The sequence below is a fragment of the Streptomyces sp. NPDC043853 genome, from assembly GCF_056436025.1.
Genome location: NZ_JBWKDJ010000016.1, coordinates 78,278 through 104,463, shown reverse-complemented (window position 1 = coordinate 104,463; position 26,186 = coordinate 78,278). Strand labels below are relative to the sequence as shown.

Annotated in this window: 22 protein-coding genes; 3 read left to right on the top strand and 19 right to left on the bottom strand. The window is 72.5% G+C overall.

The window, feature by feature from the left end; genetic code table 11:
- Positions 1 to 189: 189 nt before the first annotated feature.
- The 18 genes from AC067U_RS31725 to AC067U_RS31640 all read right to left on the bottom strand — a co-directional run bounded on the left by AC067U_RS31725 (position 190) and on the right by AC067U_RS31640 (position 22,076).
- Positions 190 to 402: a hypothetical protein gene (locus tag AC067U_RS31725; protein WP_478833271.1), complete on the bottom strand. Its 213-nt coding sequence runs from the start codon at positions 400 to 402 to the stop codon at positions 190 to 192.
- Between the two features lie 158 nt (positions 403 to 560).
- Complete coding sequence (locus AC067U_RS31720) at positions 561 to 3,518, bottom strand: FG-GAP repeat domain-containing protein (protein ID WP_478833270.1); 2,958 nt, start codon at positions 3,516 to 3,518, stop codon at positions 561 to 563.
- Between the two features lie 378 nt (positions 3,519 to 3,896).
- Positions 3,897 to 6,296: a hypothetical protein gene (locus AC067U_RS31715; RefSeq protein WP_478833269.1), complete on the bottom strand. Its 2,400-nt coding sequence runs from the start codon at positions 6,294 to 6,296 to the stop codon at positions 3,897 to 3,899.
- A complete protein-coding gene (locus AC067U_RS31710; protein ID WP_478833268.1) occupies positions 6,293 to 9,901 on the bottom strand; it encodes a hypothetical protein in 3,609 nt (1,202 codons plus the stop codon). Before AC067U_RS31710 ends, AC067U_RS31715 begins: the two co-directional genes overlap by 4 nt.
- A gap of 16 nt (positions 9,902 to 9,917) precedes the next feature.
- Positions 9,918 to 10,895, bottom strand: a complete 978-nt coding sequence (locus AC067U_RS31705) for a hypothetical protein (RefSeq protein ID WP_478833267.1) — start codon at positions 10,893 to 10,895, stop codon at positions 9,918 to 9,920.
- An 11-nt stretch (positions 10,896 to 10,906) separates the two neighbouring features.
- Positions 10,907 to 11,524 (bottom strand): hypothetical protein, encoded by a 618-nt coding sequence (locus AC067U_RS31700; protein ID WP_478833266.1) that lies wholly within the window; start codon positions 11,522 to 11,524, stop codon positions 10,907 to 10,909.
- Positions 11,521 to 13,725 carry a hypothetical protein gene (locus AC067U_RS31695; protein WP_478833265.1) on the bottom strand — a complete coding sequence of 735 codons (2,205 nt, stop codon included), beginning with the start codon at positions 13,723 to 13,725 and terminating at the stop codon, positions 11,521 to 11,523. Before AC067U_RS31695 ends, AC067U_RS31700 begins: the two co-directional genes overlap by 4 nt.
- Positions 13,722 to 15,032 carry a baseplate J/gp47 family protein gene (locus tag AC067U_RS31690; RefSeq protein WP_478833264.1) on the bottom strand — a complete coding sequence of 437 codons (1,311 nt, stop codon included), beginning with the start codon at positions 15,030 to 15,032 and terminating at the stop codon, positions 13,722 to 13,724. The genes AC067U_RS31695 and AC067U_RS31690 overlap by 4 nt, the downstream gene beginning before the upstream one ends.
- 3 nt (positions 15,033 to 15,035) lie before the next feature.
- A complete protein-coding gene (locus tag AC067U_RS31685; RefSeq protein WP_478833263.1) occupies positions 15,036 to 15,434 on the bottom strand; it encodes a hypothetical protein in 399 nt (132 codons plus the stop codon).
- A 14-nt stretch (positions 15,435 to 15,448) separates the two neighbouring features.
- Positions 15,449 to 15,793, bottom strand: coding sequence for a hypothetical protein (locus tag AC067U_RS31680; RefSeq protein WP_478833262.1), 345 nt, complete (start codon positions 15,791 to 15,793; stop codon positions 15,449 to 15,451).
- Positions 15,793 to 17,490 (bottom strand): hypothetical protein, encoded by a 1,698-nt coding sequence (locus AC067U_RS31675; protein WP_478833261.1) that lies wholly within the window; start codon positions 17,488 to 17,490, stop codon positions 15,793 to 15,795. The genes AC067U_RS31680 and AC067U_RS31675 overlap by 1 nt, the downstream gene beginning before the upstream one ends.
- On the bottom strand, positions 17,487 to 17,837 hold the full coding sequence (locus AC067U_RS31670; RefSeq protein WP_478833260.1) for a hypothetical protein: 351 nt from the start codon (positions 17,835 to 17,837) through the stop codon (positions 17,487 to 17,489). Before AC067U_RS31670 ends, AC067U_RS31675 begins: the two co-directional genes overlap by 4 nt.
- A 130-nt stretch (positions 17,838 to 17,967) precedes the next feature.
- On the bottom strand, positions 17,968 to 18,468 hold the full coding sequence (locus AC067U_RS31665; RefSeq protein ID WP_478833259.1) for a hypothetical protein: 501 nt from the start codon (positions 18,466 to 18,468) through the stop codon (positions 17,968 to 17,970).
- A 3-nt stretch (positions 18,469 to 18,471) separates the two neighbouring features.
- A complete protein-coding gene (locus tag AC067U_RS31660) occupies positions 18,472 to 18,747 on the bottom strand; it encodes a hypothetical protein (RefSeq protein WP_478833258.1) in 276 nt (91 codons plus the stop codon).
- A 2-nt stretch (positions 18,748 to 18,749) separates the two neighbouring features.
- Positions 18,750 to 19,142, bottom strand: a complete 393-nt coding sequence (locus tag AC067U_RS31655; protein WP_351660624.1) for a hypothetical protein — start codon at positions 19,140 to 19,142, stop codon at positions 18,750 to 18,752.
- 28 nt (positions 19,143 to 19,170) lie between these two features.
- Positions 19,171 to 20,307 carry a hypothetical protein gene (locus AC067U_RS31650; RefSeq protein WP_478833257.1) on the bottom strand — a complete coding sequence of 379 codons (1,137 nt, stop codon included), beginning with the start codon at positions 20,305 to 20,307 and terminating at the stop codon, positions 19,171 to 19,173.
- A 124-nt stretch (positions 20,308 to 20,431) separates the two neighbouring features.
- Entirely contained in the window at positions 20,432 to 21,235 is an 804-nt protein-coding gene (locus tag AC067U_RS31645) for a hypothetical protein (protein WP_478833256.1), read from the bottom strand.
- A 427-nt stretch (positions 21,236 to 21,662) separates the two neighbouring features.
- The gene (locus AC067U_RS31640; protein ID WP_478833255.1) at positions 21,663 to 22,076 is read right to left on the bottom strand and encodes a hypothetical protein; all 414 of its coding nucleotides are present in this window, start codon (positions 22,074 to 22,076) and stop codon (positions 21,663 to 21,665) included.
- A gap of 525 nt (positions 22,077 to 22,601) precedes the next feature.
- Between AC067U_RS31640 and AC067U_RS31635 the strand changes: the two genes are divergently transcribed.
- Positions 22,602 to 23,783 (top strand): alpha-lytic protease prodomain-containing protein, encoded by a 1,182-nt coding sequence (locus tag AC067U_RS31635; protein ID WP_478833254.1) that lies wholly within the window; start codon positions 22,602 to 22,604, stop codon positions 23,781 to 23,783.
- 168 nt (positions 23,784 to 23,951) lie between these two features.
- On the opposite strand, the gene AC067U_RS31630 is transcribed toward AC067U_RS31635, so the two are convergent.
- Complete coding sequence (locus tag AC067U_RS31630; RefSeq protein WP_478833253.1) at positions 23,952 to 24,890, bottom strand: GlxA family transcriptional regulator; 939 nt, start codon at positions 24,888 to 24,890, stop codon at positions 23,952 to 23,954.
- A 204-nt stretch (positions 24,891 to 25,094) separates the two neighbouring features.
- On the opposite strand from AC067U_RS31630, the gene AC067U_RS31625 reads away from it, so the two are divergent.
- Both AC067U_RS31625 and AC067U_RS31620 read left to right on the top strand, forming a co-directional pair.
- Complete coding sequence (locus AC067U_RS31625) at positions 25,095 to 25,787, top strand: DJ-1/PfpI family protein (RefSeq protein WP_478833252.1); 693 nt, start codon at positions 25,095 to 25,097, stop codon at positions 25,785 to 25,787.
- Between the two features lie 77 nt (positions 25,788 to 25,864).
- A complete protein-coding gene (locus AC067U_RS31620) occupies positions 25,865 to 26,185 on the top strand; it encodes a hypothetical protein (RefSeq protein WP_478833251.1) in 321 nt (106 codons plus the stop codon).
- The last annotated feature ends 1 nt before the right edge of the window (position 26,186 follow it).

The following is a 26,186-nucleotide window of genomic DNA, read 5'->3' as shown; positions in this document are numbered from 1 at the left end:
GCCGAGCTCTTCGTCACCGATGCCTCCGACGCCGGCCTGGCGGCTGCGGAGTGGCTGCCGACGTTGTCGATCGAGCGGAGTTCTTCGAGCTGGAGGCCGGCCGATCCGGCCCGCCGAACCGGGTCTGCCCACCCGCGTCCACGGGCCGGATCGGTCGGCGTAACGAGCTCGATCCGGTCCCACATCGCATCAGTGATCGCTAATCGGACAGGTATGGCCCATCAACTGACCAACGCATCGAAGCGATACGGATCCGGAGGCCGTCTCGGTCGGCGGGGTGTTGTGATCCACGATGAGCTGGGCCATCCGGTGCAGCCGATGCCAGATCTGCGGGCTGTCGTCCTCGGTGAGCTCAGGCAGGATCTCTTCGAGCCGGCCGCGCATCAACCTCACGGTCCCCATGCCCCGCTCATGGAGGGAACCCCCGTGCTGGAGCCACGTGAACACACGGCCTGTCCGACGACACGACCATTCGGTCCGGTCGTGCCGGTGGAGTGTGCGCATGGCGGTGGCGAAGGGGCCCCGGAGAACGTTCCGGGGCCCCTGTCCTTCCGCTCGTGTCAGAGGATGGCCTTGAAGCCCGCGTAGCCCGTGGCGAAGCGGGTGCCCGGGGTGAGGAGGGCGGTGCCGGTCACGGCCGGGCTGAACAGGAGGTCGCCCGCGGCGTTGCGGGTGACGATGCCCGCCGGCTTGCCGCCGGCGCCGTCGATGTCCATCACTGTGAAGGCCGTACGGCCCTTCGCCCAGCCGTCGGCCGAGGCGCGTACGCGGGCCTTGACCGTGCCGGTCTTCACCCCGTCGTAGCGGAAGACGGTGCCGTTGCCGTCCACGGCCATGATCTCGCCGATGCCGTCGCCGTTGAGGTCGCCGGCCCCGACGATCGTCTTGTACACCTTCCAGTTCAGCTGGATCCGCGCGCGCGGCTTGAAGGCTCCCTTGCCGTCCTGCGCGTACAGGTAGATGTCACCGGTCGTGGTCTGCCGGGCGATCAGGTCGGCGAGGCCGTCACCGGTGAGATCGCCCGGGGAGGTCAGGACGTCGTACTGGCCCCAGCCCGGGCCGATCGCCTTGGAACGGGCCGGGACCACCTTGCCCGGCTGGGCGAACTGCGCGTGGAGGGTGCCGTTGCGGTCCCGGACCAGTCGGTCGCCGACGCCGTCGTTGTCCAGGTCCCCGAACGGCACGAGCGTCGCCTTCGGGTCCCAGCCGGTGAGCGCGTACGAGACGGACGCCGGGTACGCGTCCTTGCCTGCGCCCGTGACGATGCGGGCCTTGGAGTCCTTGTCGAGGACGACGAGGTCCGCCTGGCCGTTGGTGCCCGCGAAGTCGCGCCAGACCGGCCGGCCGGCGACGGCGAGCGTGCCCGTGCGGGTCAGCGAGGTGTTCCGGCCGTCGTCGGGCTTCGCCGTCAGGGTCCAGGTGTAGTCACCCCGCGGCACGTTCCAGCCCGCGCCGTCCGTGCCGTCCCAGGACGGCTGGACCTTTCCGTTCCAAACCTTTCCGGTGAAGGTCCGGACCACGCTGCCGGTGGCCTTCCGCTTCAGCTCCAGGGTCCAGGAGGCCACCGGCTGCGATGTCCAGAAGGCGGGGCTCCAGGTCTTCCCCACGGTGAGTTCCGCGGTGGCCGGAACCTCCGAGTCGTACAGGAACGCCGCGGCCGGAGCGACCGGCAGCGGGACGATGTGGACGGCCCGCGCGTCATCGGCGTACGCGACCCGGCCCGCTTCACGGTCCAGGGTCCAGCCGTGCTCGGCCACCGGGTTGCTCGGGCGGCCGAGCTCCACGATGCTGTTGGTGCCCTTCAGCGCCACGGACTTCAGGGCCCCGCCGGCCTCCAGCACGATCACGCCGTTGCCGAGGCGGGCCTGGTCGTGCGCGGGCAGCTTGACGTTCGCCTTCGTCCCGGTGTCGTAGACCCCGGACTCCTTCTCGCACTTCCAGTACAGCGCGCTGCCGTACGCCTCCAGCTCCCGGATGTCGCACCCTGCGGCCTTCACGGTCTGGAGCGGAGCGCCGGTGCGGGCGTTCACCGCCTCGACCGTGCCCGCGGTCTTCGTCTCCCGCCACAGCGCCGAACCGGACAGGGCGAACGTGCCGTCCGGGACCGGGTGCGTGCCGATCTCCTTCTCCTGCTCCAGGTCCACCACGGCCACCACCTTGGCCTGCTGTGCGGACCGCGCGTACGCCATGTGGCGCCCGGACGCCCGGAGGGAACCCTGTACGTAGCCCGGAACGGGGAAGGTGTCCCAGCGGAAGTACGTGCTGGCCATCCCACCGGAGACGTGCACGAACTTCCCGGTCCCCGTCGGCCACACATCCGCGCACGCCTGCGGAGTGCAGCTGCCGTAGAAGGGATCGGGCTGCTCGTCCGGGCCGGCGTACGGGTCCCACGCGGGGTCCGCGTACTCGACCTCCCATGTTCCCGGAGTCGGCGCACCATGGGGCGAGGTGGTGTACTTGCTGACCCCGGTGGTCAGCTGCGGTGCCGTGTCGATGGTCTGCAGGCGGCCGCCCTGCATGGCCATGCGGAGCGTGGTCTGCGGGAAGTGCTGGGTGGGATACGAGGCGAGCTCGCTCACCACGGCCTTGCCGGCCACGTCCGGCGCGACGACGTGGATGGTGGTCCGGCCCGATTCCTCGGTCATGACGATGACCCGGCCGTCCTGGGTGAAGCCGACGCCCTTGACACCGGACATGAGCTCGCGATGACCGGTGTCCTCCGGGGAAATCACGTAGAGCAGGTCGTCGTCCCAGCCGACGAGGTCCTTGCCGACGACGCCCTGCCCCACCCGATCCCGGTGGATGCCGGTCGGGTTCCTGTACGGCGCGTAGGTGTGGGTCGGCCCGGTGAGCGGGGCCCGGGTGTCCCAGGCCTGGGTCCGCTGGGTGCCCGCGTCCCATCGGATCAGCCAGTCGCTGCCCTTCTGGACGCCCGTGTAGTCGTATTTGTCGGAGAGGCCGGGGACGAGCTGCGCGGTTGCCGTCGCCGCGTCCACCCAGTAGTGGGTGTCCTTCCATTGCGCGTCCCGCTGCGTAACGAGCATCCCCTGGTTGAACGACCGGATGCCGACGACGGACTGTGCGGCCAGACCGGTGACTTCGCGCCGGCGCTGGCCTGCGCCCTCCGGACTCACCAAGACCACTTTCTGCGTGCCGTTGCTGAAGACGACCGAGTCGCCGAGCACGCCGAGGAAGTAGTCACCTGCGGAGGCGGTGACGGTCTTGTGCGAGCCGTCGATGACGGACACGAACGTGAACGTGCCCGAGCTCCTGGGTCCGTACGCCAGATTGTCGCCGACCAAGCCGTGCAGGTCGCCCAGTTCGGCGCCGGGCATCAGCGTCCCCTGGGTCGCGCCGTACTTGAACCAGGCGAGTCCGCCCCGGACCTCGCGGAGGTATCCGCTGTGGCCGGCGGCCTTGATCGAGTGCGCCAGCGGATCGGCGACCTGCCGGACCGGAACGACCAGCTCGCCCGGCATCGGGGCGGCGGCCGCGCCGGAGGCAACTGTCCATGGCAATGCGGTGGCAGCTACCGCCAGCGCGGCAGTGGCAACTGCGGATCTACGCAGCAATGTGTCCCCCTGAAGTGTTCGACCGCTCCGCGGGCAACGCCGGGGGAACGGTTGGGTCCCGCGCCGTGCGCCGGGCGGGACCTTGTCGGACTGTTCGACCAACAAAGCGGGGGAACGGTTGTACTGCCGGGGATCTTGAAATCGGACGGCCGGCCACCGGTCAGCACGGGGGTGCCCGGCTGACACGTCACGCACCGAACGCGCCACGAAAACACCACGAAGAGCCAAAGCGGCGGCGCGCGGGGGCGTCGGCGGCGAGCAGCAGAGGCGGTCCGCGTCGCCGTCGTGCGCCGTCCACCGATCCGTTCCTCGCGCAGGCGGAGGTCACTTGGGTGTGGCCGGCCCGCCGGGTGGCGGTGTGCCGTGCCGCGCCATGATCCGCTTGCGCGCCGCCTCCCACTGGAGCCTGTGCGCCTCGATCTGCTTCTCGTACACCTCCGCGAACTCGGCGGCGGACATGGCGAAGTGACGCCAGTACGTCTCCCCCACGAAGGCCGCCTCGCCGGCCTCGCGGAGCAGGTGCGTGTACAGGAGGTTCTTGGCCATGTGCGCGATCCGCTGGGTGCCCGTCAGATCGAAGACGACGATCCGTCCAGGGGCCTGCACGACGAGGTCCGGGCGCAGGTCGCCGATCCGGCGCGGGCCGCGCTCGCCGGTGAACAGGGGGCTGAGCTGCTGCTCCAGCTCGGCCAGGCCGGGCGTGGATTTCACGTAGGTCTCGATCGGCATGTCGAGGACCGAAGTGGGGAGCTTGGCGAATTTGCGTAGCTTGGTCTCGCTGATGACGGTCAGGCCGCTGTTCGGGAAGCGCTTTCGGACCAGGCGGGAGAAGGCGGAGTGCAGCTTGGTGCCGCGTTCGGCGTACGAGGGGATGGCGGAGCCGACCTCGGCGATCGCCTGGGCGACCAGCTGCTCCAGCACGTCGACGCTCAGCACGGCGGCGGCGCCCGCGGCGGCCGTGCCGGCCGTGCCCACGGGTGGTGTCGCGGGTGCCGCGTGCTCTGCCTCGTCGAGGATCTTCACCAGCTCCTCGACCTCCGCCGGGGTGAAGAAGCGCTCTCCCTCCTCCAGCGCCTTCACCACCTCGGCCTTGGAGATCACCGAGGTGCCCTTGGCCTTGGCCCCGGCGGCGAGGATCTCGTCGCCCTCGCCGACGCTGAGCAGGACCCCCGTCGTGGTGACCATCGAGGGCCGCTCGGAGAGCAGGAGGCGGACGACGTCCAGCAGGCGCAGGCCGATCCGGTCGAGGACGGCCACGCCGATCCGGTTGACCGCGATCACCGCGCGGACGGCGCCCCTGCCGATCCTGGGCAGGGACTTGACCGCCTCGGGCAGGGCCAGCAGGGACATCACCAGCTGCCCGATGATGCGCCCGGCGTCAAAGAACTCCAGCTGTTCCAGCTTCTCCTTGAAGGCGTCCACCAGCTGGCTCAGGCCCTGCCGCGCGGTGACCACCGGATGCTCCACGCAGGTGACGAGCGCGGCCCACAGCTGGTTGCGTTCCCGGGCGAGGCGTGCGTCGAAGAACGAGCCGGCGAGCGTGCCGAGGAGCTCCAGGACCTGGTACTCGAACTCGCCCGCGCCCCACAGGATGCCCGCGAACACCTGCACCCCGTCGGCGGCGTTGGGCTCCCAGTTGCCGAAGATGAACGACCACGGGACCCGCCGCTCGCGCAGATACGCCCGGAACGCCCGCACGCGGACGAGGGCGAGGGTGTCGCCCAGCTTGCCGAGCCTGCGCAACTCCTCGAAACACGACATGAGTTCGTCGTCGTCGAGCCCCCTGAGGTGGGACTTCATCGTGGCCGTGACGACGGAGCCGGGGGCCCACGCCAGGCCGCGTGCGAGATCGGCGGCGATCGCGGCGGCGGCCGCCCTGAAGTCGCCGGGCCCGTGGCCCACGATCGTGATCTCGCGGAGGGTGGTGAAGTCGGCGGTGTACGCGAGGAGGCCGGCCGGCACGGTGTCGGCATCCCGGGCGATGACACGGAGCCCGGTGTCGTGACGGCGCCCGCCGGCGTCGACGCGGTGCACGGCGAAGCCCGCGCCGGGCACCGCCGCGGCGACCAGACCGACCCGTTCGCGCGCGATCGGTTCGAGGTAGAAGGCCCCGGCGCCGAGCCGCACGGCGACCGTCCGCTCCCGGTCGGTTCCGCCGAGCGCGGGGACGAGCCGGACGCTGGTGGAGCCGACCACGAGGCTGTCGGCGGAGATCCGGCCGAGCAGCGCGTGCCGGTACGCGTGGCCCATGCGGGTGCGCAGGGCCGCGAGCCGTTCGGGCGTCCAGGGCCGCTCGTGCGCGGGCGGCGCCGTGGGGGCGCTTCGGGGCGCGGGGGTGGTGCGGGCGCCGGCGCCCAGGTTCCGGCCGCCGGTTCCGGCGCCCGAGCGGAGGCCGAGGCCGCCGGCGGACCCGGTCGCCAGGCCGGCCCCGGGACCCCGGAGGAGCGGCAGGGTGACCGGGCGGCCCGCGTCGTCGTAGCTGGGGACCTGGTACCCGTCGCCGGTTCCCTCCTCCCTCCCGGCGTCGCGGGCCCCGTCGCGCGTCGCCGGCGGGTACGGCTCCGGCTCCGGCTCCACGGTCCCGCCTCCGGCGGCCCGTACCGCGTCCGCGAGGGCCTGCAGGACGGCGGCCTCCAGGAGCCGGAAGGTCTCCGGGGCGATCCCCTCGGGTCGGGCGAGGGCCTCGGGCAGGTGGAAACGGCGTTCGGGACGGTCGGTGTTCACTGCACCCTCTTTCCGGCGACGATCCGGTAGACCGTGCTGACGTCGTCGGCGGTCACCTCGAAGACGATGTCCGGGTGCCGGGCGCTCAGCCGGGCGAGCACTCCGCCGCGCGGCCCGCTGCCGAGCGCGGCGGCGCAGATGGAGCAGACCTCCTGGTCGATCCGGATGTACACGGTCCGCCCGCGCGCGGCGGCCCGTTCCTCCTCGGTCAGGCGGGCGAGGCGGGCGTCGAGCTTCTGGCCGATGTCCTGCTCGGCGTGGCCGTGGGCCTGCGGCACGACGACGTTCTCCGGCGGCCTGATGGCGTGTTCGGGGTCGTACGAGCCGAGGGCACGCGGCGACCCGCCGGTGAACAGCTCCCCCGCGAGGGCGGGGATGTCCGAGCGGGCGACGGCGACCGTGCCCTCGTACCCGGCGGCGGCCTTGTCGGTCGGCTCCACCCACTGCACCCCGGCCCGGGTCTTGCGCTTCACGTATCCGGCGCGCTCACGCTGCGACGGTGTGCGCAGCCCCGCCGCCTCCAGCCGCTTCCGCTCGGCCTCCACGGCGGCACGCGTCGCACGCAGGTCCTCGCGCAGCTGCTGCTGTACGGCGGGGTCGGTGGGGCGCTCGGGCCGGTAGGGGTCCGGCTTGGCGCCGCTGCCGGCCCGAGCGGCCGGCCGCTCGTCCAGGACCTCCTTGGCCACCGGGTCGTGGGCCTCGCGGGCGCGCAGCTCCTCGGGGCGCGCCGTCTCGTACCACTTCCGGTCAAGGGCCGCTTCGCGGTCGGTGAGCGACGCCTGCTTCAGCTGCGCCCAGCTGTGCCACGGGATGGCGGGTCCGGGCCGCGCGGCCGTGGCGGCGGGTACGGGATCGGGCGCGGGGGCAGGCGCGGGCGCGGACGCGGGGGCCTCGCGGGCCGACTCGATGCGCGCGGGGACGCGGGACGCGGTACCCGTCGGGCGGACCTGGGCGTGGGCGAGCCCTTCGCCCGCCTCGTCGAGGCGTGAGCCGAGGGCCCGGCTCCAGGCCCGCGCCTCCGCGGCCGAAAGGCCCTGGCCCATGGCCTGCTCCATCCGCTGCCGCGTCAGGGCCACGGATTCGGCCCAGCGTTCGGCCGTCACCCCCTCGCCGGCCAGGAGGCGGGTCAGCAGGGCGGCCTTGACCAGGGTCGGCCCGGCCCGGGTGAGGAGTGCGCGCAGGAACGGGTCGACGGTGAAGGCGGCGGCCATGCCGACGAGCGCGGAGTACTCCACCCTGTCCACGTACGCTTCGATGCCCGACCACCGTCCGGCGACGATGTCATGGGCGAAGGTCTCCAGGACGGCGGCGGAGGTGCCCCCCACCAGACCGGTGGCGAGCTTGGTCGCGAGCCAGGAGGCGATCCGGGCGCGCAGGGTGGCGGTACCGATCCGTTCCCCGGCCCAGCTGCCGAGCCCGCCGCCGATCCGGTAGCCGAGGGCGCCGAGATAGCCGTCGACGGCGGCCGTGAGGAAGCCGCCGACGGTGAGCTCCTCCCGGTGGAGCAGGACCTTGACCAGGTAGGCGGCCTCCGAGACGCCGATGCCGACGCTCACCGCGCGGATTCCGCCGCCCAGCCGGACGAGCGAGGCGACGACGCCGGCCTCCCAGGCGAGGGCGAGTCCGCCGATGGCGAGCACGGCGAAGCCCGCGATGCGGTAGCCCTCGCCGGCGCGGCCGAGCCGCCACTGCACGAGCCGGGCCTCGAACTCGCCGACGGTTTCCCGCAGGGGGCCCAGGGCGGTCCCCCACTGCTCTCCACTGCCCTCGACGCGCGAGACGATCTCGAACCGCACCGCGTGGGAGGGCAGTCCCTGCTCCTCGGCGTCGTCCACCGCCAGGAGCCGGATGCTGTACTCGACCTCGACGCTCTCGAAGTCGGCGGCGGTGATCCCGGCCGCCCGCGCGGCCCTCTCCACGGCCACGGCGGCGAACTCGCCGTCGCTGTAGACGCGTTGGTCGCGCCCGGCGAGGATGTCCTCGACCATGCGCGCCCGCTGGTCGAGAAGTGCGACACGCAGCGCCTCGGCCCTGCCGGGTTTCGGGCGCATGACGGTGGCGCTCTTGCGGTAGATGGGTGCGACGTCCCCGAGGACCTGTCCGGCGAGCACGGGCCCGCCCGTCGGGATCAGGGACCCGCCCGGCTCCCGGTGGAGCTGCACGGCCCCCCGCCCCGGGCCGCCGACCGTGTAGGCGTGGGCGGTGGTCGCCGCCCGCTCCCGGCCGAGGGCGGCTCGCAGGGCGCGCACCCTCTCATGGCGGGCGTACGGGGTGGCCTCGCACTGCTGGAGCAGGCGCAGCCGCAGGGCGAACCGGCGGGTGGCGTCGGCGGCGTCGAAGAACTCCCCCAGCTTTCCGTGCCGTTCGATGCTGCCCAGCACGTAACCGAAGAGTCCGCCGAACTTCCCGCTCGCCTGCGAGGTGGTCTCGTCGAGCAGCGTCTCGAGGGCGGCGCCGAAGCCGTACTCCCCGATCAGCGGTACGAGTTCGGCGGCCAGCTTCCGGGCGCGTGGGCCGAAGTACGCCAGGCCGAGGGTCTCGGGGGCGAGGTCGAGGGAGGCCCGGCAGTAGAGCACCCGGTCGCCCGCCGCGTCAGGCCATTCGGCGTGCCGTCTTACGGCTTCCGGCACCCCGGGGAAGGCGTCGCCCTCGGCGACGAGGACTCGGGCGGCGGGTTCGTGGTGTGCGGAGTGGACGCCTGCGTGCCGGTCGAGGAGCAGGAAGAGGGCGTCGTGCGCGATGCCGGCCGGGGTGCGCAGCGGGTTCGAGGCGGGGTGCAGCACGGCCGGCTGGATCCAGACCATGGTGGTCTCGCGCGCGTACTCCTCGGCGTACCGGCTCCATGGAACGCCGGTGGCCCGCTCGAAGACGTCCTCGTCGACGCAGAACCGGGCCTCCCGCACGGTCATGGCGACCCATACGCCGGGGCCGAGCGCGGCGAAGTCGGTGATGTCGAGGCGGGGCAGGCGCATGGAGGCGAAGAGGAGGTGGTGCGGCGGGATCTGCGGGATCCGGGCGGCGACCGTCCCGCTCTCGTCGGCCTCGACGAGCCGGTGCAGCGCGTCGTCCCACCCGGCGACCGCCCAAGCCGCCTCGGTCCTCCGCTCGGCCGGGCGCGTACTCCTGAGGACCAGCTCCTCTCCCAACTCCCTTGTCAAGAGCGACCTGTTCTGCCGTACGAGCCAGACGTCGACCGCGCGGACGGTGCCGGTCAGCGAGGCGTACAGCACGGCCTCGGGGAGCGGCTGGTGCAGCACCTCCGCCACGTACCCGAGGAAGCGCCCGACCTCGATCCGCGCCCGCGCGGTGGCAACGACGGTCCAGGGCTCTTTGCCGCGGACCTGGATCGTGGTGCGGCGGCCGGCGTCGGCGTACGAGGGCAGCGCGTAGCCGCCGTTCACGTCCCGGCCCGGGTCGTGGACCTCCCGCACCCCTGCACCATCCGCCACGGCCCACGCCCGACGTCCCCGCCCGACCTCCCGTTCGGCCTGCGCGAGCCGCCCGGCGACGAGCGCGGCGAGCCGCCCGGCGAGCGCGGCGAGCTCGTCGGGGCCGGGCTCGCCGGTGAGGGTGATCCTCACCGGGACGTGGACGTGGATCTCCAAGGGGATGCGGCCGCGGCTACTCGGTGACCAGGATCATGACGCGCAGCCCTGCGCCGACCAGGTCGCCCCGGTCGGTCCAGAGACCGAGGTCGAAGATGTGCAGGCTGCCGATCGGGGCGCCTTCGGGGAGGCGGACCTCGATGTCGGTGGGGATCTTGTCGGGCCGGTCCTCGGCGAAGCGGAAGGGCGTGTCGAGTCCGGGAATGAGCTCGGACCGCAGGTCGAAGCCAGGAGTCTCGGTGCCGAGGGTGATGGGGACGGGTCCCTTGGAGGTCATCAGGCTGAGGCCCCCGGGAACCGATCCCCCGCCCGGTACGACGCCGGGATGGCTCCTGAGGAGGGAGAGCTGGCTCTCCTCGGGCTTCGTCGCGACGTGTTCGGCGCGGATCATGTACTCGGGGTTCCCGCCCCGCGGCGGATACGTCGTCGTGGGCACCTTGGAGTTGGTGCCCCCACTGCCGGGCGGCGCCTGCTCGGCGGGCAACAGCATGATGTTGCACTGGCCGTGATGCTGGTTGTTGTCGACGTCGAGCACGGCGTTCGGGTCCGTGTACGCCAACTCCTGACCCTCACCTCCCTTCTGGTAGACGTTGGCCATGAGGCAGAAGTGTTTCTCGGACGCCCCACCGAGTTCCTCGGTCTTGGGGTTCCAGGGCTTCTTCATGAAGAAGGTGGCCACGCCGCCCGCCGCGATGTCCTGAACGGTCTGGTCGGTATCGCACCTGTGGACCGCTTGCCCTGGACGCCCGATCCCGATTCCGGGGTCGAACACCCATGCCTGGGCCGTGACGTTCTGCATGGCCTGGAGGCCTTTGTTCTTCACACGGACCACGATGGTGTTGTCGTGTTTGGCGTATGCCTTGGTGCCCTCCTGCCCATTGCAAAGGACCCGCACGTTCTTCCCGGCCCATGGCGGTGTGGGCGTGTTGGTGGGATAAGGGCGCTGTGTCCCGTCGTCCGCGTCTTCCACGGGGATGTAGAGGTTTCCGGGCATGGGGACTCCGTTCAGTCGACGTTGTAGGAGAGCTGGACGCTGGTGATGAAGACGCTGCCCCCAGGAGTGGCGTCGACCAGACCGGCTTCGACGAAGTAGTGGAAGCGGGACATGTCGACCCGGGCCTTGTCGGGCTGAACCGGCTGCGGCTCACCGAAGGGGCCACCGGAGCACTGCACCTGGGCGATCTGCTCAGGCGGGCCGGTGACGGTGAGCGAGCTGCGGTAGAGGGTGACCTTCAGGGTGCCGTTGCCGGCGTTCGTGCCGGTGGCCCGAAGGGTGAGCAGCTGGACGCCGTCGGGTGGGGCAACGGCCAGGAGGCCGCCGAGGTCCGTGTCGGTCGCGCTCGCCCGGAGCGCCACGCCGTTCGAGTCGAGCAGCCACGGTGTCTTGTTCTGCACGGGGACGAACGCCGGTGGCAGCGACAGCAGTCGCTTCACCGTCGGCCGCTGCCCCACCGCCTTGAGCCCCGCATCGATCTGACCCACCACCCTCGACAGACCCTCCAGGTCCTTCTGGATCGCGTCGAAGCGCACGTTGAACCCGTTCTGCCCGCTCGCCGCCACGCGGTCGCGGTTGTCCACCCATGCCACGTGTTTGAAGGTGGGGCTGAAGCTGATGTCGGTCACGGATTCCCTCCGGTCAGGGGGCGGGTGACGACCTCGACGCCCAGCGGGCGCAGGTCGGCGAGGAGGTTGAGGATCAGGTCCCGGGTGGCGGGCGGCAGGGTGTGGCCGGTGAGTTCGGGGCGCAGCCGCACCGTGAACTGGTAGGCGCCGGGCTTGTCGCCGATGCGGTAGGCGGCCTGGACCCAGGCGGGGCCCGGGCGCAAGCCCCGTACGGACATCTCGCCCGGCGCCGTGGTCACGAGCTGCGCGGCGCCGTCGCCGGTGGACCAGGCGAGCACTCCGGCGGTGCCGATCCCGGTGGGCGCGGGGGTCACGGTCAGGGGCACGGTGGTGCCGGTCTCCAGGCAGCCGATGTAGAGCCCGGGCGCGGTGACCCTGACCGGGTCCTGGTCCTCCTGGGCGACCGTCACGACTGCCCCGGCGACGCGGACGTAGGTGAAGCCGGCCCGGTGGGCGAGCGCGCCGAGCGGGCCCGCGGCGAGGCCGGGGTGGGTGAGGCGCAGTTCCCGGCCGTCCTTGGCGAGACTGCCCGCCGCCGCGCCGAGGTCGCGGCGTACGGCGAGCTTGCCCGTGGTCGCCGGAGGCACGAGGGCGATGAGCCGGTCGAGGTGTTCGGCGACCTCCCGCCGCATCCGGTGGTTCTCCGCGTCCGTTCCGTACTCGGCGTGGGCGGGGTCGTCGTGCCGTACGAGGAAGGCGGGGTGGAGGGCCTCGCCCGGGAGGGTGGCGGGCGGCGGGGCCGGGTTCAGGGTGCCGTCGGCGCCGATCGCGGTGCCGTCGGCGACGGTCACGGGGTGGACGGTCAGTTCGCGGGTGGCGGACAGCGTGAGGGAGCCGAGGCGGAGTTCGGCGGTGACGACGACCCGTCCCGCGGCCTTGCCCCGGAAGACGACGGAGGCGCCTTCGGCCGGTCCGACGAGCTCGCCGCGGCCCGCGCCGCACGGCACCACGTACCAGCGGACGAGGGAGCCTGGGGGCAGCAGGACGGGCCGGGCGGCGAGGGTGATCGTGCCGTCCACGGGGACGGTGCCGCCCGCGGTGTCCATGCCGAGGAGTTCGCCGGGGGCGCACTCGGCGTAGACGAGCCCGTCGGCGCGATGGGTGACGAGGTCGAAGCCGGCCCAGTGGGCGAGGGCGGCGAGGCGTTGCGAGGGGACGGTGGCGTGGCTGAGGAGCACCGCGCGGCCGGTGGCGCGGGCGTCGGGGGCGCTCGGGTCGTACCCCCAGTGCACACGGGACTTCGAGGTGAAGAGGTTCAGCTGTCCGATCGCGGCGGCGACGACGGGCTGGACACGGATGGGGTCGGGCGCGCCCGGGAGGGGTGCGGGTTCGACGGCGAAGGGGGACAGGAGGACGAGGAAGTCGGGGTGGAAGACCTCCTCGACGGGAGGCCGGCGCAGGTCGGTGCCCAGGGTGCCCATGGTTCCGAGCACGTCGATGCTCTGTCCGGGCAGCAGGGCGGAGGGCACGACCCGCAACGGCAGCAGGCCGCGGCGCAGTTCGGCGTTGGTGTCGTCGAGGACGAGCGGGTCGGCGACGCCGTCGATCGGGCCGACGGCGTCGTTGAGCGCGGCGGTGAGCCCGGCCGGGGTGGGCAGGGTCCAGCGGCGGGCGACGGTGAGGCGGCGGCGGTAGGCGTCGTCGCTCTCGCCGGGGGCGCGGAGGACGTCGAGGCCGGCGCCGTGCCGGTCGAGGTGGGCGCCGTGGGCCTGGGGCAGGGAGCGCTGGGCGACGGTCCGGGCGAGCTGGCGGCGCAGGTGGTCGCGTTCCCAGCCGACGGCCCACAGCAGCCGGCCCATGGTGCCGAGCAGGGCGGTGAGCTGCCACCAGTCCTCCTGGCCGCCGGCGAGGCCGGACTGGATGCCCGTGAGGATGCCGGTGCCGGCGGGCAGCGGGACGGAGGTACCGGCGGCCAGCCCGTCGGGCAGCGGCACGGTGAGCGTGGTGCCGCCGCGTACGCCGAAGGTGACGGTGGTGGCGGGGGCGTCCCGGCGGGCCTGGAGGACGTAGAGCGGCTGGGGCGTGACGCCGAACCGGTCGGTGTGCAGCTGGAAGTCGTACGGGGCGATGGCCGTGCCCCGCACGACGAGCGGCAGCCGGTCGGCGCCCCGGGCGAAGGGCGCGGTGAGCCGTGCGGCCATGTCGGCGGCGGCGAGTCGGGTCGGCTCCGGCACGGTGGCCCGCGCGGTCCGGGTGCTCATCGGCCGACCACCTCGATGCTGCTGAGGGCCGCGTCGGTGGCGAAGATGGCCATCTCGGTGGGGCCCATCGCCAGGGACTCGCCGATCGCGGCCTCGACGGTGCCGAGCTGGTAGGGCACGCTGCCGAAGCCGAAGCGGCCGAAGGCGGGCGGGCAGCGCCGCAGATGGAGCCTGCGGACGTCGTCGACGCCGGGCTGTTCGGCGACGGCGCACATCACCCGGGCGTAGAGCACGTCGTCGCCGAGCCGGAGCCGGCCGAGGTCGGCGGCGAGGCGGGCCCGGATGCGGCCGACGACGGTGGGGCCGTCGAAGCCGGGGGCGAGGACGATCTCGGCGCGGACGGCGACGTCGATGTGGTCGGCCTCGACGATGTTCAGGTGCACGCCGATGGGGCGGACCCGGTCCACGGCCTTCTCGACCAGCTCGTACACCCCGGTCACGGAGCCGGGCGCGGGGAGGGTGCGCCAGGGCCGAAGGCCACGGTGGGCTACGGCGACCTCGGCGAAGTAGGGCTCGCCGACCCGGCGTTCGTCGCTGAAGGTGCGCCCGCCGAAGTCGAAGCCGCCGAAGTAGGCCTGGGAGACGTCGATGCCGCCGAGCGGGTCGGTGACGCGGGCGTCGAGGACGTCGGACACGCCCAGGGCGGCCTGCCGGACGCTCTCCACGGTCCACAGGGCGCGCGGGAGGGCGATGATCCGGGCGCGGTAGGCGTCGTCGTCCTCGGGGATCAGCTCGTCGAAGGGCGCGGGGTTGGTGACGACGAGGGCGGCGGGCGGCCAGTCGGCGAGGTACTGGGCGCGGTGGGCCGGGTGGACGTCGTCGACGGTTCCGGCGGCGACCGGCGCGTCCCCGGGGTCGACGGCGAGGACGCGTGCGGTGCGGGCGGGGGCGGCGGCGGTAAGTTCGACGGGGGCGGTGGTGGCGAAGGCCCGGGCGGGGTCGCCGTCGCCGAGCAGGACGGTCGCCTCGGGCAGAACGTAGGTCCGGCCGGGGACGCCGCCGGTGAGGGTGAGCGCGACGGCTCCGGCGCGGCGGGGGGCGTTGCGGGCGAGTCCCGCGTCGTCGCCGAGCAGTTCGAGGGCGGCGCCGTCGGCGGTGGCGGTGAACTGCCCGTAGTAGAGGGCTTCCATCCGCTTCCACAGTTCGGCGTCCTCCTGGGCGACCACTTCAAGGATCTTGCCGAGGGGGCTGGTGGGCGACAGGTCGACATCGGCGCCGAGGGCGGCCCTGGTGCGGGCCTTGCTCTCGGCGAGGATCACGTCGAGGGTCTTGAGGACGAAGCCGTCGGGGGTCACGCCGTACGTCATGGTTCACACCTCCACTTCGGCGGTCAGGCCGGTGGTCCGGCCGTCGAGGGCCTCGACGAGGACCCGGACGGTCAGGACCCGGACGGCGGGGTCCTCGGTGAAGGCGACGTCGGCGACCTCCCGCACCCGGGGGTCGGCGGCCAGGGTGCGGACGATCTCCAGGCGCAGCAGGTCCTTGAGGACGCGGGTGCCGCCGGGGTGGGTGAAGGCCTGTCCGGCGCTGAGCCCGTAGCGGTGGTCGCAGGGGTCGCTGCCGTACGGGGTGAGCAGGCGCAGGGTCAGTGCCTGGACGAGGTTGGCGAGGCCGCGTACGTCGGCGAGGCCGGTGCCGCGGACGACGAGGTCGCCGTCGTCCAGGAGCAGGCTGTGGCCGAGGGGTTCGAGCGGTGCGGGGGGTGGCATGGGCTGGCGGCTCCTCAGTCCGTACGGAGCAGGTTCTGGCCCGCGTCCGTGACCTGCCAGGCGACGGGGAGGACGGGGGTGGCCTGGGTGGTGCCCTTCGCGGTGGCGAGGGCGACGGGTGTGCCGCTGACCGTGAGCAGGCGGCTGGCGCCCTCGCTGACCGCGGTGATCCGCACGCAGGGCGCCTGCCCGTGGGCGGCGTCGACGTTGGGGCAGCCGGGGACGGTCGCGGTGAGCAGGTCGGTGACGAGCAGGGCGGGGGCGCCGGCCACGGTCAGCGCGCTCTGCGAGGCGGTGGTGAGGACGGTGGCGCCGTGGGCGCAGGTGAGGACGGAGGCGGTGGTGAGGACTGCGGGCATCACGTCACCTGTACCGAGGCGCCGTCGAGGGACAGGCTCACGGTCCCGTTGGTCAGCTTGATCCCGCTTCCCTTCGTGCGGACGGTGACGGCACCGGCGGGGTCGATCTCGATGGTGGTGCCGGTGTGGTGCTCGATGGTGATCGAGTCGTCGTCGGGCGGCGTGGGGCGGGTGCCGACCTGCGGGAGCTTCGGCGTGCCGACGAGGATGTGCAGGCCGCGGGCCTGGACGATCCGGCCGCCCCTGGCGTCGGTGAGGTCGTTGACGCCGGGTCCGGTGGGCTGTCCGTCGGAGCCGGTGCCGGTGGGCAGGGCGAGCCAGTAGTCGCCGGGTTCGGGCGCGGGGGCCCGGGCGCCGGGGGTGCGGGGCCAGAGGTAGCCGACGACGGCGGCGTCGTTGACGAGATTGCGGTTGTGGGCGAGCAGGGCGCGCATGCCGGGGTAGACGGGGGTCATGAGCCCGCAGGGGCCGAATGCGAAGGGCGCGGCGACGGGTTTGTCGAGCAGGACGTCGTCGCCGATCGGTCCGGTGACGCTGGGCATGCTCATGGAGGGCGGCGGGGACTGGCCGTAGCTGAGGGAGACCTGGTGGCCGGCGGGCCGGTAGCCGCTGACCTCGCCGACGTCGACGGAGGGGCGGGCGAGCAGGGCGCGCTCGGCGCCGGCGTCCACGCGGTCGGCGAAGGCCCGGACCCCGTCGACGGCCTCGACGAACTCCCCGGCGGCCGCGGCGACGAGCTGCACCTCGCACACGTAGCCGGTGCGCACGCCGAAGCGGTGCGTGAGCCGGTTGACGCGCAGCGGTCCGGCGGGGGCGTCGTCGAGGCCGCGGAGGGTGACGACCTGGCCGACCCGCAGGTCGGGGTGGCCGAGGACGACCACGTTCAACGAGTTCCGGGTCGGCGGGCGCTCCTCGCCGGGGGCCACCACGAGGGTCTCCTCGCCCTGCGCGTCGCCGTACGAGACGAGGTTGGTGTCCGGGTCGAAGGCGACGGGGGCGGGGTCGTCGGTGCCGACGGCGGGGCCGATGAGGACGCTCCGGTCGCGGATGACGACGGGGGCGCGGGCGGTGTCGGCGAGCTCGCGCAGCGCGCCGAGCGCGGTGGGGTTGCGCACGGTGTGGTCCGTGAGCGGCGTCTCCAGCGCGGAGCCCTCGGCGAGGAAGAGCCCGGCGGCGTTGACGACCTTCTCGGCGAACTCCAGGGCGTCGGCGGTCTCGGCGCGGTGGACACCGGCGGAGGTCATGCGCAGGGCGTAGCCGCCGGCGTCCTGGCCGGTGAGCCGGACCCTGCTGAGGCCGTCCTCGGCGACCCAGGAGGCCAGTTTGACGACGCGGCCCGCCATGACGGGCCGGCGGCCGGCGCCGGGGTCGTCGAAGTAGCCGAGCCGGACGGTCGCGGCGAGCGGCCGGCGGGTGAGGGCGTCGCGCAGCGCCTTGACGGTCTCGCCCGGCAGGTTGACCAGGACCACCTCGAAGGTGCTCGCGACGGCGCCTTCGACCATGGTGACGGTGATGTCGGCGTCGAGGACGAGGGAGCCGCCGAAGACGTCGTTGGAGACGTTCAGCGGCAGGCTGGTGAGACCGGTGAGGCCCGCGAGGGGGCCCGTCGCCGCGGCGACCTGGGCGAGGAGGCCCGCGGGCCCGCCGGGGGTCCCCTCCTCCGCGAGGGTGAGGCTGTAGCGGATGGCGAAGCTCATCGGGCGGACACCCCCGCGAGGACCTTCGAGCCGTAGCTGCCGGTGCCGTTGAGGTTGCGGACGTCCACGAGGGCCTCCCGGAAGACGAGCCGGAGCTCGCCGGCCGTGCAGGGCAGGTCGCGGACGGCCTTGCGGCGCAGCAGGGGGACGAGTCCGCCGGGCTCCTCGCGGGCCACGGTGATCACGAGGAACGGGCCGCCGCCGAGCAGGTCGAGCACTCCGCCCGTGGCCACCGTCTCCTCGGCGGCGTTGACGTACAGCTCGATCCGGTAGACGCGCTCGCCGAAGCGCAGCCGGAAAGACTGCGGAAAGCCTTCGTCGGCGTCGACAGGCAGACTCGCCTGCATCGGGCCTCCTCTCGGGGCAGGGCGGCTTCTCTTGCGGGGGCGGCGCGCTCGGGGTTCGGGGGGCGGTCCCGGGGCCCGGGGTTCGGGGGCCGGGGTTCGGGGGTGGCCCGGGGTTCGGGGGTGGCCCGGCTCAGAGGAGCGGCGGGCCGGGTGAGCGGGGTACGGCTCCGGGTGCGGGTACGGAGGGGACGCCGGCGCTGCCGGCGGCGAGCGCCAGGTCGGCGGCCTCACCGACCAGCGCGCTCAGGCTGGAGCGGGGCACGTACTGGAGCGTCATGGACAGGTCGAAGGCATCCCGTTTCTGCACGCTCTGCGCGAAGCGCAGGTCGGTGATCTGCATGTCGAGGCTGAGCGTGAGCCCGCACACGACGGGGATGCCGGTGGCGGCCAGGGTCGGGCCCGCGGCGGCGAGCAGCGCCCGCGAGGTGAGCGCGAGCACCTCCAGGGCCTTCTTCGTCGCGAACCGGTCCGGGCCGAGCAGTACCGCCTCGATGGTCAGGGTCTTGGTCGACGGCTGGGTGGCCTGGGAGAACCTGCTGCCGAGGATCCGCTCCACCCGGTACCCCTCGGTCATGGTGACGCTCTGCACGTACAGCAGGGGAATCGTGCCGACGAGCACCTTGTCCGCCACGGGCTACCCCCGGCTGCCCAGTTCACGGTCGAGTTCCTCGAAGACGTGGGCGGCGATCCGCCGGACATGGTGGTCCTGGAGGGCGCCGACCACCTCCACCTCCACGGGGAAGTGGTAGTGGACGACCTGGCCGGCGTCGGTCCGGCGGGACACCACGGCCTCGCTCCCGGGGGCGGGCACGATGTACTCGCCCTCATGGACGAGGGCGATGCCGGTGCGCTCCACCCGGTCGCCGGGTCGGTCCGGCGCCTGCAGCGCCGGCTCGTCTTCGGGCGTCATGGTCAGTCCTCCACGCCGACGTTGAGGGCCATGCAGGTGAACGTGGCCTGGGGGACGCCATCCACGGTGATGTTGCTGGGCTGGGCTGCGCTGACCACGCAACGGCTGAACTTGAGCGAGGAGAACGCCCAGTCGGTGCCCTTCTTCTCGGCGACCGCGATGGCGAACTCACCTCCGTTGACCGCGAGTTCGGTGAGGTCGGCGACCGCGGACGCGATGGCGGGGATGGTGAGGGTGAAGGTGAAGGTGAAGGGCTGGCGCACATAGCCGACGCCGTCCGCCTCCAGGCTGTGGATCACCGTGTGCGGCACGTTGAACGACGGGGAGAAGGTGGTGATCGGCGAGATCGTCCGGCCGGCGAGTTTCACTTCCAGCCGGGTGTTCCAGTCGGACATGGGGACGGCTCCTTGGTCGAGAGTCGAGTCAGTCGAACTTGAGCGTGATGTTGATGCGGTGGATCGCTCCCGCGTAGTCGACCCGCACCATGGCCTCGGCGGCGCGGTCGGTCTGCGCGGCCTGGACGAGGGCCTCCTCGACCGGGGTGCGCTGCGGCTTGTCGAGCAGGGCGAGGATGGGCACGACGATCTCGTACTCCTCGATGACCTCGGCCCTGCGCAGGGGTTCGAGGACGGTCTCCATCTCGGCGACGAGTCCGCGCAGGCCCGAGCGGCTGATCCGCAGGTTGCCGATGGTGCCGATGAGCCGGGCCTTGAGGCGGAAGGTGACGTCGTCGATGGTGCGGACGATGTCGATGTACTTCTTGCCGCCGGGGTCGCCGGTGTAGCCCTCGCCGAGGTAGATGCCCGCACCGGGGATGAGCGGCGGGTCGACCAGCCAGTTGACGCCCTTGCCGAGGGGTCCGCCGGTGTTCGCGCCCTCGGAGCCGTTCAGCTTGATGAGGTCCTGGGCGGAGAACGGGTCGGAACGCACCTTGACCTTCTTCAGGAGAAGGGAGACGTGCGGTTCGTACCCCGCGATGGTGCCGGCGACGGCCGCGGCGACGTCCTCGTCGCTCTTGTGCGCCACGTAGACCATCCGCTCCGTGACGAGGCTGCCGGTCACCACGGCGGGGTCGGCGGCGCCCTTGGCGAGCATCGCGACGCCGATGCGCTCCATGCCGTCGGCCGCGGGGGCGGAGACGTGCTCGGCCAGCTTCACGATCGCCGCGGTGGGCGTCGGCTGGCCGCCCGTCGGGGTGGTGAGGGCCAGGTCGGTGTCGGCGACGACGACCAGCTGCACGTTGAGCGGGCCCACCTTGGTGAACGCATCGTCGTGGGCGTTGGACTGGGCGAGCCGAACGCCCCAGACCTCGCTGGGACCCGGCTCCTGCACGAGGGCCGTGGCGATGGCGTCGCCGAGGGGGCCGGTGGCGATCCTGCGGGCCTCGTTGACGTCGGTGAACAGCCGGGGGGTGTTCGGCGGGAGGAAGTCCGGGGGCGGGTTGGGCGCCGGCGGTGTCGCCACGCCGATGATGGCGATGTTCCCGTAGGCGCGGACGGCGGGGGCGAAGGGGACTCCCTCGGTCTTGACGCGGACGTAGCGGACGGGAGTGTCGGGCATGGGACCTGCTTCCTTCCGGAACGGGGACGGTCTTCGGGGGCCCGCCGATCGGCCCCGGGGGGTCCGGGCGGGGGCCAGGGGTCCGGGCGGGGGCCGGGCGGCGCTGCGGGTGACGGCGGTCGTGTCAGGTCAGGAACACCGCCGCGATGCCCGCGCCCTCCAGCAGAGCCACGATCTGCGCCTGGGTGAGCCCCGGTTCGGCGGGCGGCGGCTGCGGTACGGGGGCGGGGAACGCTGCCACGAGTGCGTACGGCGCGACGCGCACCCCGAAGGGCCCGGGCGCCAGCTGACGGTCGCGTGCCGCGGCGGCCACCAGGCGGGCCGCCCGTACCGCCCCCGCGACGTCGTCGGAGGCCCCGACGACCACGGCGGCGTCCACGGCGACGGTCCGCCGGTTGACGGGACTCTCCGGGTCGAAGACGGGTGGCCGGCGCAGCCTCACCTCGGTACGGAGGTACTCGCCGGACTCGCGCAGGTCCTCCACGGTGACGAGGCCGTGGCTGCGCATGAACGCGTCCAGGTCCAGGAAGCGGAACTGGTCGCGGAACTCGTCCAGGGTGGCGTACTCGTCGACGGCCTTGACCACGAGGGAGTCGAGGCCGCCGGGGTCGGTCTCGACGACGACGTCGACCTCCAGCTCGGCGAGGACGTCGATCCACACGGGCTCGGCCGTCTCGCCCTCCCAGCAGAAGTCGGACCGGGTCGGGCCCGGCAGCACCTGCATCCAGTTGCCCCGGCGGGAGTCCAGCGGGAAGAGCGGCCACTGGGCCGCGACCCCGCGGACCCTCAGCGCCGCCACCGAGTCGATCCGCTCGTACTCCAGCTCGTGGGTCCGCTCGACCAGGAACCGCGCCCGGGGTTCGAGCAGCGCGCCGAGTAAGAGCGGGTCGGCGAGCCGGGCCATGGCCCGGTCCTGGATGACACCCATGCACGCGTCCTTTCGCGCCGCGGCGGGCCGCAGAGCGAAAGCGCGGTCCGGGGCCTGCGGCAGGACATAGGGACGCATGCTCGCACCCCGCGCGACAAGGGCTTCTACTCCGTGCGGAGGAAAGGTGACACCGATCGGGCGATTGCGGTCCGATCCGTGTTTTCGGGGGCCTCCACCGCTCCTTCTGGCGAGCGTGCGGGCGGCGCGAGAGGTTGCGCGCCGGGGGCGCGCGCCCGCATATCACTCGGCCAACTCCCCTGCAATTCTCTGATGTGACGTAGAGTCAGCTCAGGCTCGCCATTTCGGCGTCAACACGTCTGCGCGGGCGGGTCCGCGACGGTGTCCGGCGGCGCTCAAAGCGGGCAGCCGCGCGGGCCGGACCCCGGACGGAGCAGCACGGGCTTGGCGATGGCGCCGTCGCGGAGTCTCAGCCGAACCGCCGACCTCGGCTCATGCGTTGGGTAAGGCGCCAAGCTCCGTAGCGAACAGCACTCAACGACCACAGCGACGACCAATAGACGGAGAAGCTCATGAAGAACAGGATCGCAACACCGAAAGCATCAGCGACGACGGCCGATGGCTGAATTTTGAGCAGTGAGACAAAAAACAGCGCAGCCGCGACCGGAGAGGCTACAGGTGCAGACACCGCCAGCACCTTCCATGCGCGGCCGCCACGCATGACCAACCGCTCAAATCCGAAGGCCACAGGAAAAACAAGAACACTTGCGGCAAACCCCACGCCGGCGACAACCAGAACTGCCTCGGCGAAATCGCGGGCGATGAAATCTCCGTCAACGAAAAAGACTGCCGCAATCGGAAGGGTGAGGACCATGAAGGCCATGACGATGACTGCAGTCGTAATGGAAATGGACAGTGAGTGCCGAAGGACCGCCCACCGTCGAGAGCCAGGATTGTAGGCAGGTACGGGGATTTCGAAGGCGGCGGTGACGCGTGGATTCGGCGGGGGATTGCCGAGCAAAATTCACTCCTTCACGTTGGGTCTCACAGTCCCTGACGCCTCCGCCCGCCTCCGCGGTTGCCACGCCTGGCCCGCACAGCGCCGGGCAGGGCCCGGTTGCCGTTCCTCGGCGACCGGGAACTGCGCGCTCAACTCCACCGATGTCTCTCACAGACGAGGCCCTGTCGCTCGACGTCCGCGTCGCCGGCTCCCTGATCCGCCTCTTCGCCCTGCCCAGAGGCGTAGGCGGCGGAGGGCGCCGGCTGGGGGCGTGAGAACGAGCCCTTGAAAATTCTGTCCGCGTACTGGGCGGCTGCCCGGGCCGCCCCTACTCTCATGAGAGCGCTCTCAGCACCCTGTTCCACCCCGCACTCCCCCACTGCTGGAACGAACGAAGGGTCCACCGACGTGAGACGCGACAGGACCAGCGCAAGAGCAGCTCTCTCCACCGCCCTCGCCGCAGTGCTCGTACTCGGCCTCTGGGGCGGTACCGCCCTCACCCCCTCCGCCACGGCCTTATCCGCAGTACCGGCCGCGGCCGCCGGACCGAACCCCGAACCCGTCTCTCCCGGCCTGATCAGTGCCATGCAGAGAGACCTGGGCCTGACCGAAGAGCAGGCCCGGCGGCGCCTCGCCCAGGAGAAGGAGGCCGCCGCCGTACAGGGCGAGGCCGAACGCGCGGCCGGCGACACGTACGCCGGAACCTGGTTCGACGCGGACAGCGGGAAGCTCACCGTCGCCGTGACCAGCCGTCAGAAGGCCGATGCCGTGAGGGCGACCGGCGCGGCAGCCCGTGTCGTCAGCCACACCGCCGCGCGGCTCGAAGCCGCCGCGCGGGACATCGGCAGCCAGCAGGCACCGGCCGGTGTGGCCGGCTGGGGCGTCGATCCCCGGGTCAACCGGGTCGTCGTCCGCGTGGTCACCGCCCGGAGCGGCGACAAGGCGGTCAGGGCGTTCGTCGGCCGGGCCCGGCGGGCCGGCCCCGTGCAGGTCGAGGCCGTGGACGGGACCCCGGCCACCTACGCCGCCGGAGTCGTCGGCGGTGACCCGTATTACACCGGCAACGTACGCTGCTCCATCGGCTTCGCGGTCTACGGCGGGTTCGTCACGGCCGGTCACTGCGGTGGGCCGGGAAGCTTCGTGCGGGGCTGGGACGGTTCCGACATGGGCTGGTTCCAGGGCTCTTCGTTCCCCGGTGACGACTACGCCTGGGTGAGCACCGGCTACGGCTGGTGGACCGTCCCCGTGGTGCTGGGCTGGGGCCAGATTCCGGACCGGCTGGTGCGCGGATCCTGGGAGGCGCCGGTCGGCACGTCGGTCTGCAGGTCGGGGTCCACGACCCACTGGCACTGCGGCACGATCCTGGGTCGCGACGAGACCGTGCACTACGCCCAGGGCGCCGTGCACGAGATGGTCAGAACGAACGTGTGCGCGGAAGGCGGCGACTCCGGCGGCTCGTTCATCACCGGCGACCAGGCCCAGGGCGTGACCTCGGGGGGCTGGGGCGACTGCTGGTCGGGGGGCGAGACGTGGTTCCAGCCGGTCAACGAGATCCTCTGGCGCTACGGCCTGACTCTGCACACCGACTGACCGGGCTGCCGTTCGGCACGCCGGATGCTCGCCTGCGGGGTTCGTGGGCGAGCATCCGGTTGCCACGGGATGAAGATCGTGCAGAAGTCGTCCGGCCCCGGGGAAGCGCGACGGCGCCAACCCGTGCCACCACCGTCCCATGGCCGCCGGCGGCGGCGTCTTCCTTCGTCAGCTGAAGGTGCGCCGGTAGGTGTGAGGGCTGACGCTGGTGGCTCGCTTGAAGCGGTCGCGGAAGGTGGTGGGCGAGCCGAAGCCGACTTGGACGGCGATGCGCTCGACCGGGTGCTGCGTGGTCTCCAAAAGGTGCTGGGCCTGGCGGATGCGTGCGCGGTGCAGCCATTGGAGCGGGGTGCTGCCGGTCTGGTCCTTGAAGCGGCGGATCAGGGTACGGGTGCTGACTCCTGCCCGGGCGGCGATGTCGGAGAGGGCGAGGTCGCGGGCGAGGTTGTCCTGGAGCCAGGTGAGCAGGGGTTCGAGGGCCGCGCCCTGGGGGGTGGGCGTGTAGTCGTGGACGATGAACTGTGCTTGTCCGCCTTCGCGTTCGAGGGGCATGACGGACAGGCGCGCGGCGTCGGCGGCGACGGCCGAGCCGTAGTCGCGGCGGATCAGGTGCAGGCACAGGTCAAGGCCCGCCGCCGCGCCGGCCGAGGTGAGGATCTGCCCGTTGTCGACGTACAGGACGTCCGGGTCGACCTCGATGTCCGGGTGAGTGGCGGCCAGGAGGGCGGCGGCGGTCCAGTGGGTGGTGGCGCGCAGCCCGTCGAGCAGGCCGGTGGCGGCGAGCGGGAAGGTGCCCACGCAGATGGAGGCGATGCGCGTGCCGTCGTCGGCGGCCGCGCGCAGTGCGCTGCGGACGGCAGGGGGGAGCGGGGCGGTGGGTGTGGCGGTACCGGGCACGATGATCGTGTCCGCACCGGTGAGTCCGTCGAGGTCCCAGGGTGCGCGCAGGGTGAAGGCCCCGGTGTCGATCTCCGGCCGCTCGGCGCACACGCGGACCCGGTAGCCCGGGCGCCCGTCGGGCAGGCGGGTGCGGGTGAAGACCTCGATCGGGGTGGAGAGGTCGAACGGGATCACCTTGTCCAGCGCGAGGACGGCGACGGTGTGCATGGCCGGATCGTACAGGGCCGACGGAGGGTAGATCCCGCGCCAGGGAGCCGAACGATCCATGTCGGAGCAGATCAGCGGCATCCGACCAGTGCTGTCACTATTCCGTTGGTACCTGTCACTCACGCCACTGGGAGAGGGGCCGAGAGCCGATTACGTTCGGGGCCGTGCCCGGCACGGGCACCCCCCGTTCGAAGGACCCTTCTCATGCACGCCCAGATCGTCTTGTTCGACGGCTTCGACCCGCTCGACGTCATCGCCCCCTACGAGGTGCTGTACGCCGGCGGCACGGCCTCAGCGGGCGCCGTCAGTGTGGAGCTGGTCTGCGCCGAAGGACCGGGTGAGGTGGTCAGCGGCACCGGAGGTCTTGCGCTGCGCGCCACCGCCTTCCTCGAACCCGCCCGTCCCGGCCTGATCCTGGTCCCCGGAGCCTCGGGCCGCATCGGAGAGCCGGGCGGGGTTCCCGCCCACGACGCCGGGGAGCAGGGACCGTGGCGCCAGGACGAGTTCATTCCCGTCCTGCTGGGCCGCACCCTGACCACCGGGCTGCCCACGCTGCTCAAGGCCGGGATGGACAACCCCGCGGTGACCATGAGCGCCGTGTGCGGCGGCACCCTCGTCCTCGCGATGGCCGGCCTGCTGGAGGGCCGTCACGCCACCACCCACCACATGGGCCTGGACCTGTTGGACGCCACCGGCGTCCGGGCGGTCGGTGCCCGGATCGTCGACGACTGCGACCTCGTCACCGGCGCCGGCGTCACGTCCGGACTCGACGTGAGCCTGTACCTGCTCGAGCGCGAGGTGGGCCCCCGGATCGCCCACGCCGTCGAGGAACTGTTCGCCCACGAGCGCCGCGGCACGGTCTGGCGGAACACCGGCCCGGAGCCCACCCGCTTCTGACCCCTGTTCCGCACGGCCACACGCACGACCAATCTGCACGACCAACACGCACGACCCCACAGGAAGAGAAGAGCAGCATGTCCGTCGAAGGCACCTGGTACCTGTCCCTCACCACACCCATCGGAAAGATCGACGCCGTCGCCGAGTTCCGGCGCGAGGACGGCGCCCTGGCCGGAACCGCCCACGGTGCCGGCGAGGAAGTACCCCTCACCGATATCGTCCTCGACGGCAACCAGCTCACTTGGAAGCAGGCCATCACCAAGCCCGTGCGGCTGAACCTGGCCTTCGCCGTCACGGTCGACGGCGACATCCTCACGGGAACGTCCACGGCCGGACGCCTTCCCGCCGCCGAGGTCACCGGCGAACGCCGCACCCCCCAGGCCGGTGACGAGCAGTGAC

Excerpts from the sequence above, each read along its gene's own strand:
- AC067U_RS31725 (WP_478833271.1), bottom strand. The coding sequence starts at position 402 with ATGGGGACCGTGAGGTTGATGCGCGGCCGGCTCGAAGAGATCCTGCCT.
- AC067U_RS31705 (WP_478833267.1), bottom strand. The coding sequence starts at position 10,895 with ATGCCCGGAAACCTCTACATCCCCGTGGAAGACGCGGACGACGGGACA.
- AC067U_RS31695 (WP_478833265.1), bottom strand. The coding sequence starts at position 13,725 with ATGAGCACCCGGACCGCGCGGGCCACCGTGCCGGAGCCGACCCGACTC.
- AC067U_RS31690 (WP_478833264.1), bottom strand. The coding sequence starts at position 15,032 with ATGACGTACGGCGTGACCCCCGACGGCTTCGTCCTCAAGACCCTCGAC.
- AC067U_RS31685 (WP_478833263.1), bottom strand. The coding sequence starts at position 15,434 with ATGCCACCCCCCGCACCGCTCGAACCCCTCGGCCACAGCCTGCTCCTG.
- AC067U_RS31680 (WP_478833262.1), bottom strand. The coding sequence starts at position 15,793 with ATGCCCGCAGTCCTCACCACCGCCTCCGTCCTCACCTGCGCCCACGGC.
- AC067U_RS31675 (WP_478833261.1), bottom strand. The coding sequence starts at position 17,490 with ATGAGCTTCGCCATCCGCTACAGCCTCACCCTCGCGGAGGAGGGGACC.
- AC067U_RS31670 (WP_478833260.1), bottom strand. The coding sequence starts at position 17,837 with ATGCAGGCGAGTCTGCCTGTCGACGCCGACGAAGGCTTTCCGCAGTCT.
- AC067U_RS31660 (WP_478833258.1), bottom strand. The coding sequence starts at position 18,747 with ATGACGCCCGAAGACGAGCCGGCGCTGCAGGCGCCGGACCGACCCGGC.
- AC067U_RS31655 (WP_351660624.1), bottom strand. The coding sequence starts at position 19,142 with ATGTCCGACTGGAACACCCGGCTGGAAGTGAAACTCGCCGGCCGGACG.
- AC067U_RS31650 (WP_478833257.1), bottom strand. The coding sequence starts at position 20,307 with ATGCCCGACACTCCCGTCCGCTACGTCCGCGTCAAGACCGAGGGAGTC.
- AC067U_RS31645 (WP_478833256.1), bottom strand. The coding sequence starts at position 21,235 with ATGGGTGTCATCCAGGACCGGGCCATGGCCCGGCTCGCCGACCCGCTC.
- AC067U_RS31640 (WP_478833255.1), bottom strand. The coding sequence starts at position 22,076 with ATGGCCTTCATGGTCCTCACCCTTCCGATTGCGGCAGTCTTTTTCGTT.
- AC067U_RS31630 (WP_478833253.1), bottom strand. The coding sequence starts at position 24,890 with ATGCACACCGTCGCCGTCCTCGCGCTGGACAAGGTGATCCCGTTCGAC.
- AC067U_RS31625 (WP_478833252.1), top strand. The coding sequence starts at position 25,095 with ATGCACGCCCAGATCGTCTTGTTCGACGGCTTCGACCCGCTCGACGTC.
- AC067U_RS31620 (WP_478833251.1), top strand. The coding sequence starts at position 25,865 with ATGTCCGTCGAAGGCACCTGGTACCTGTCCCTCACCACACCCATCGGA.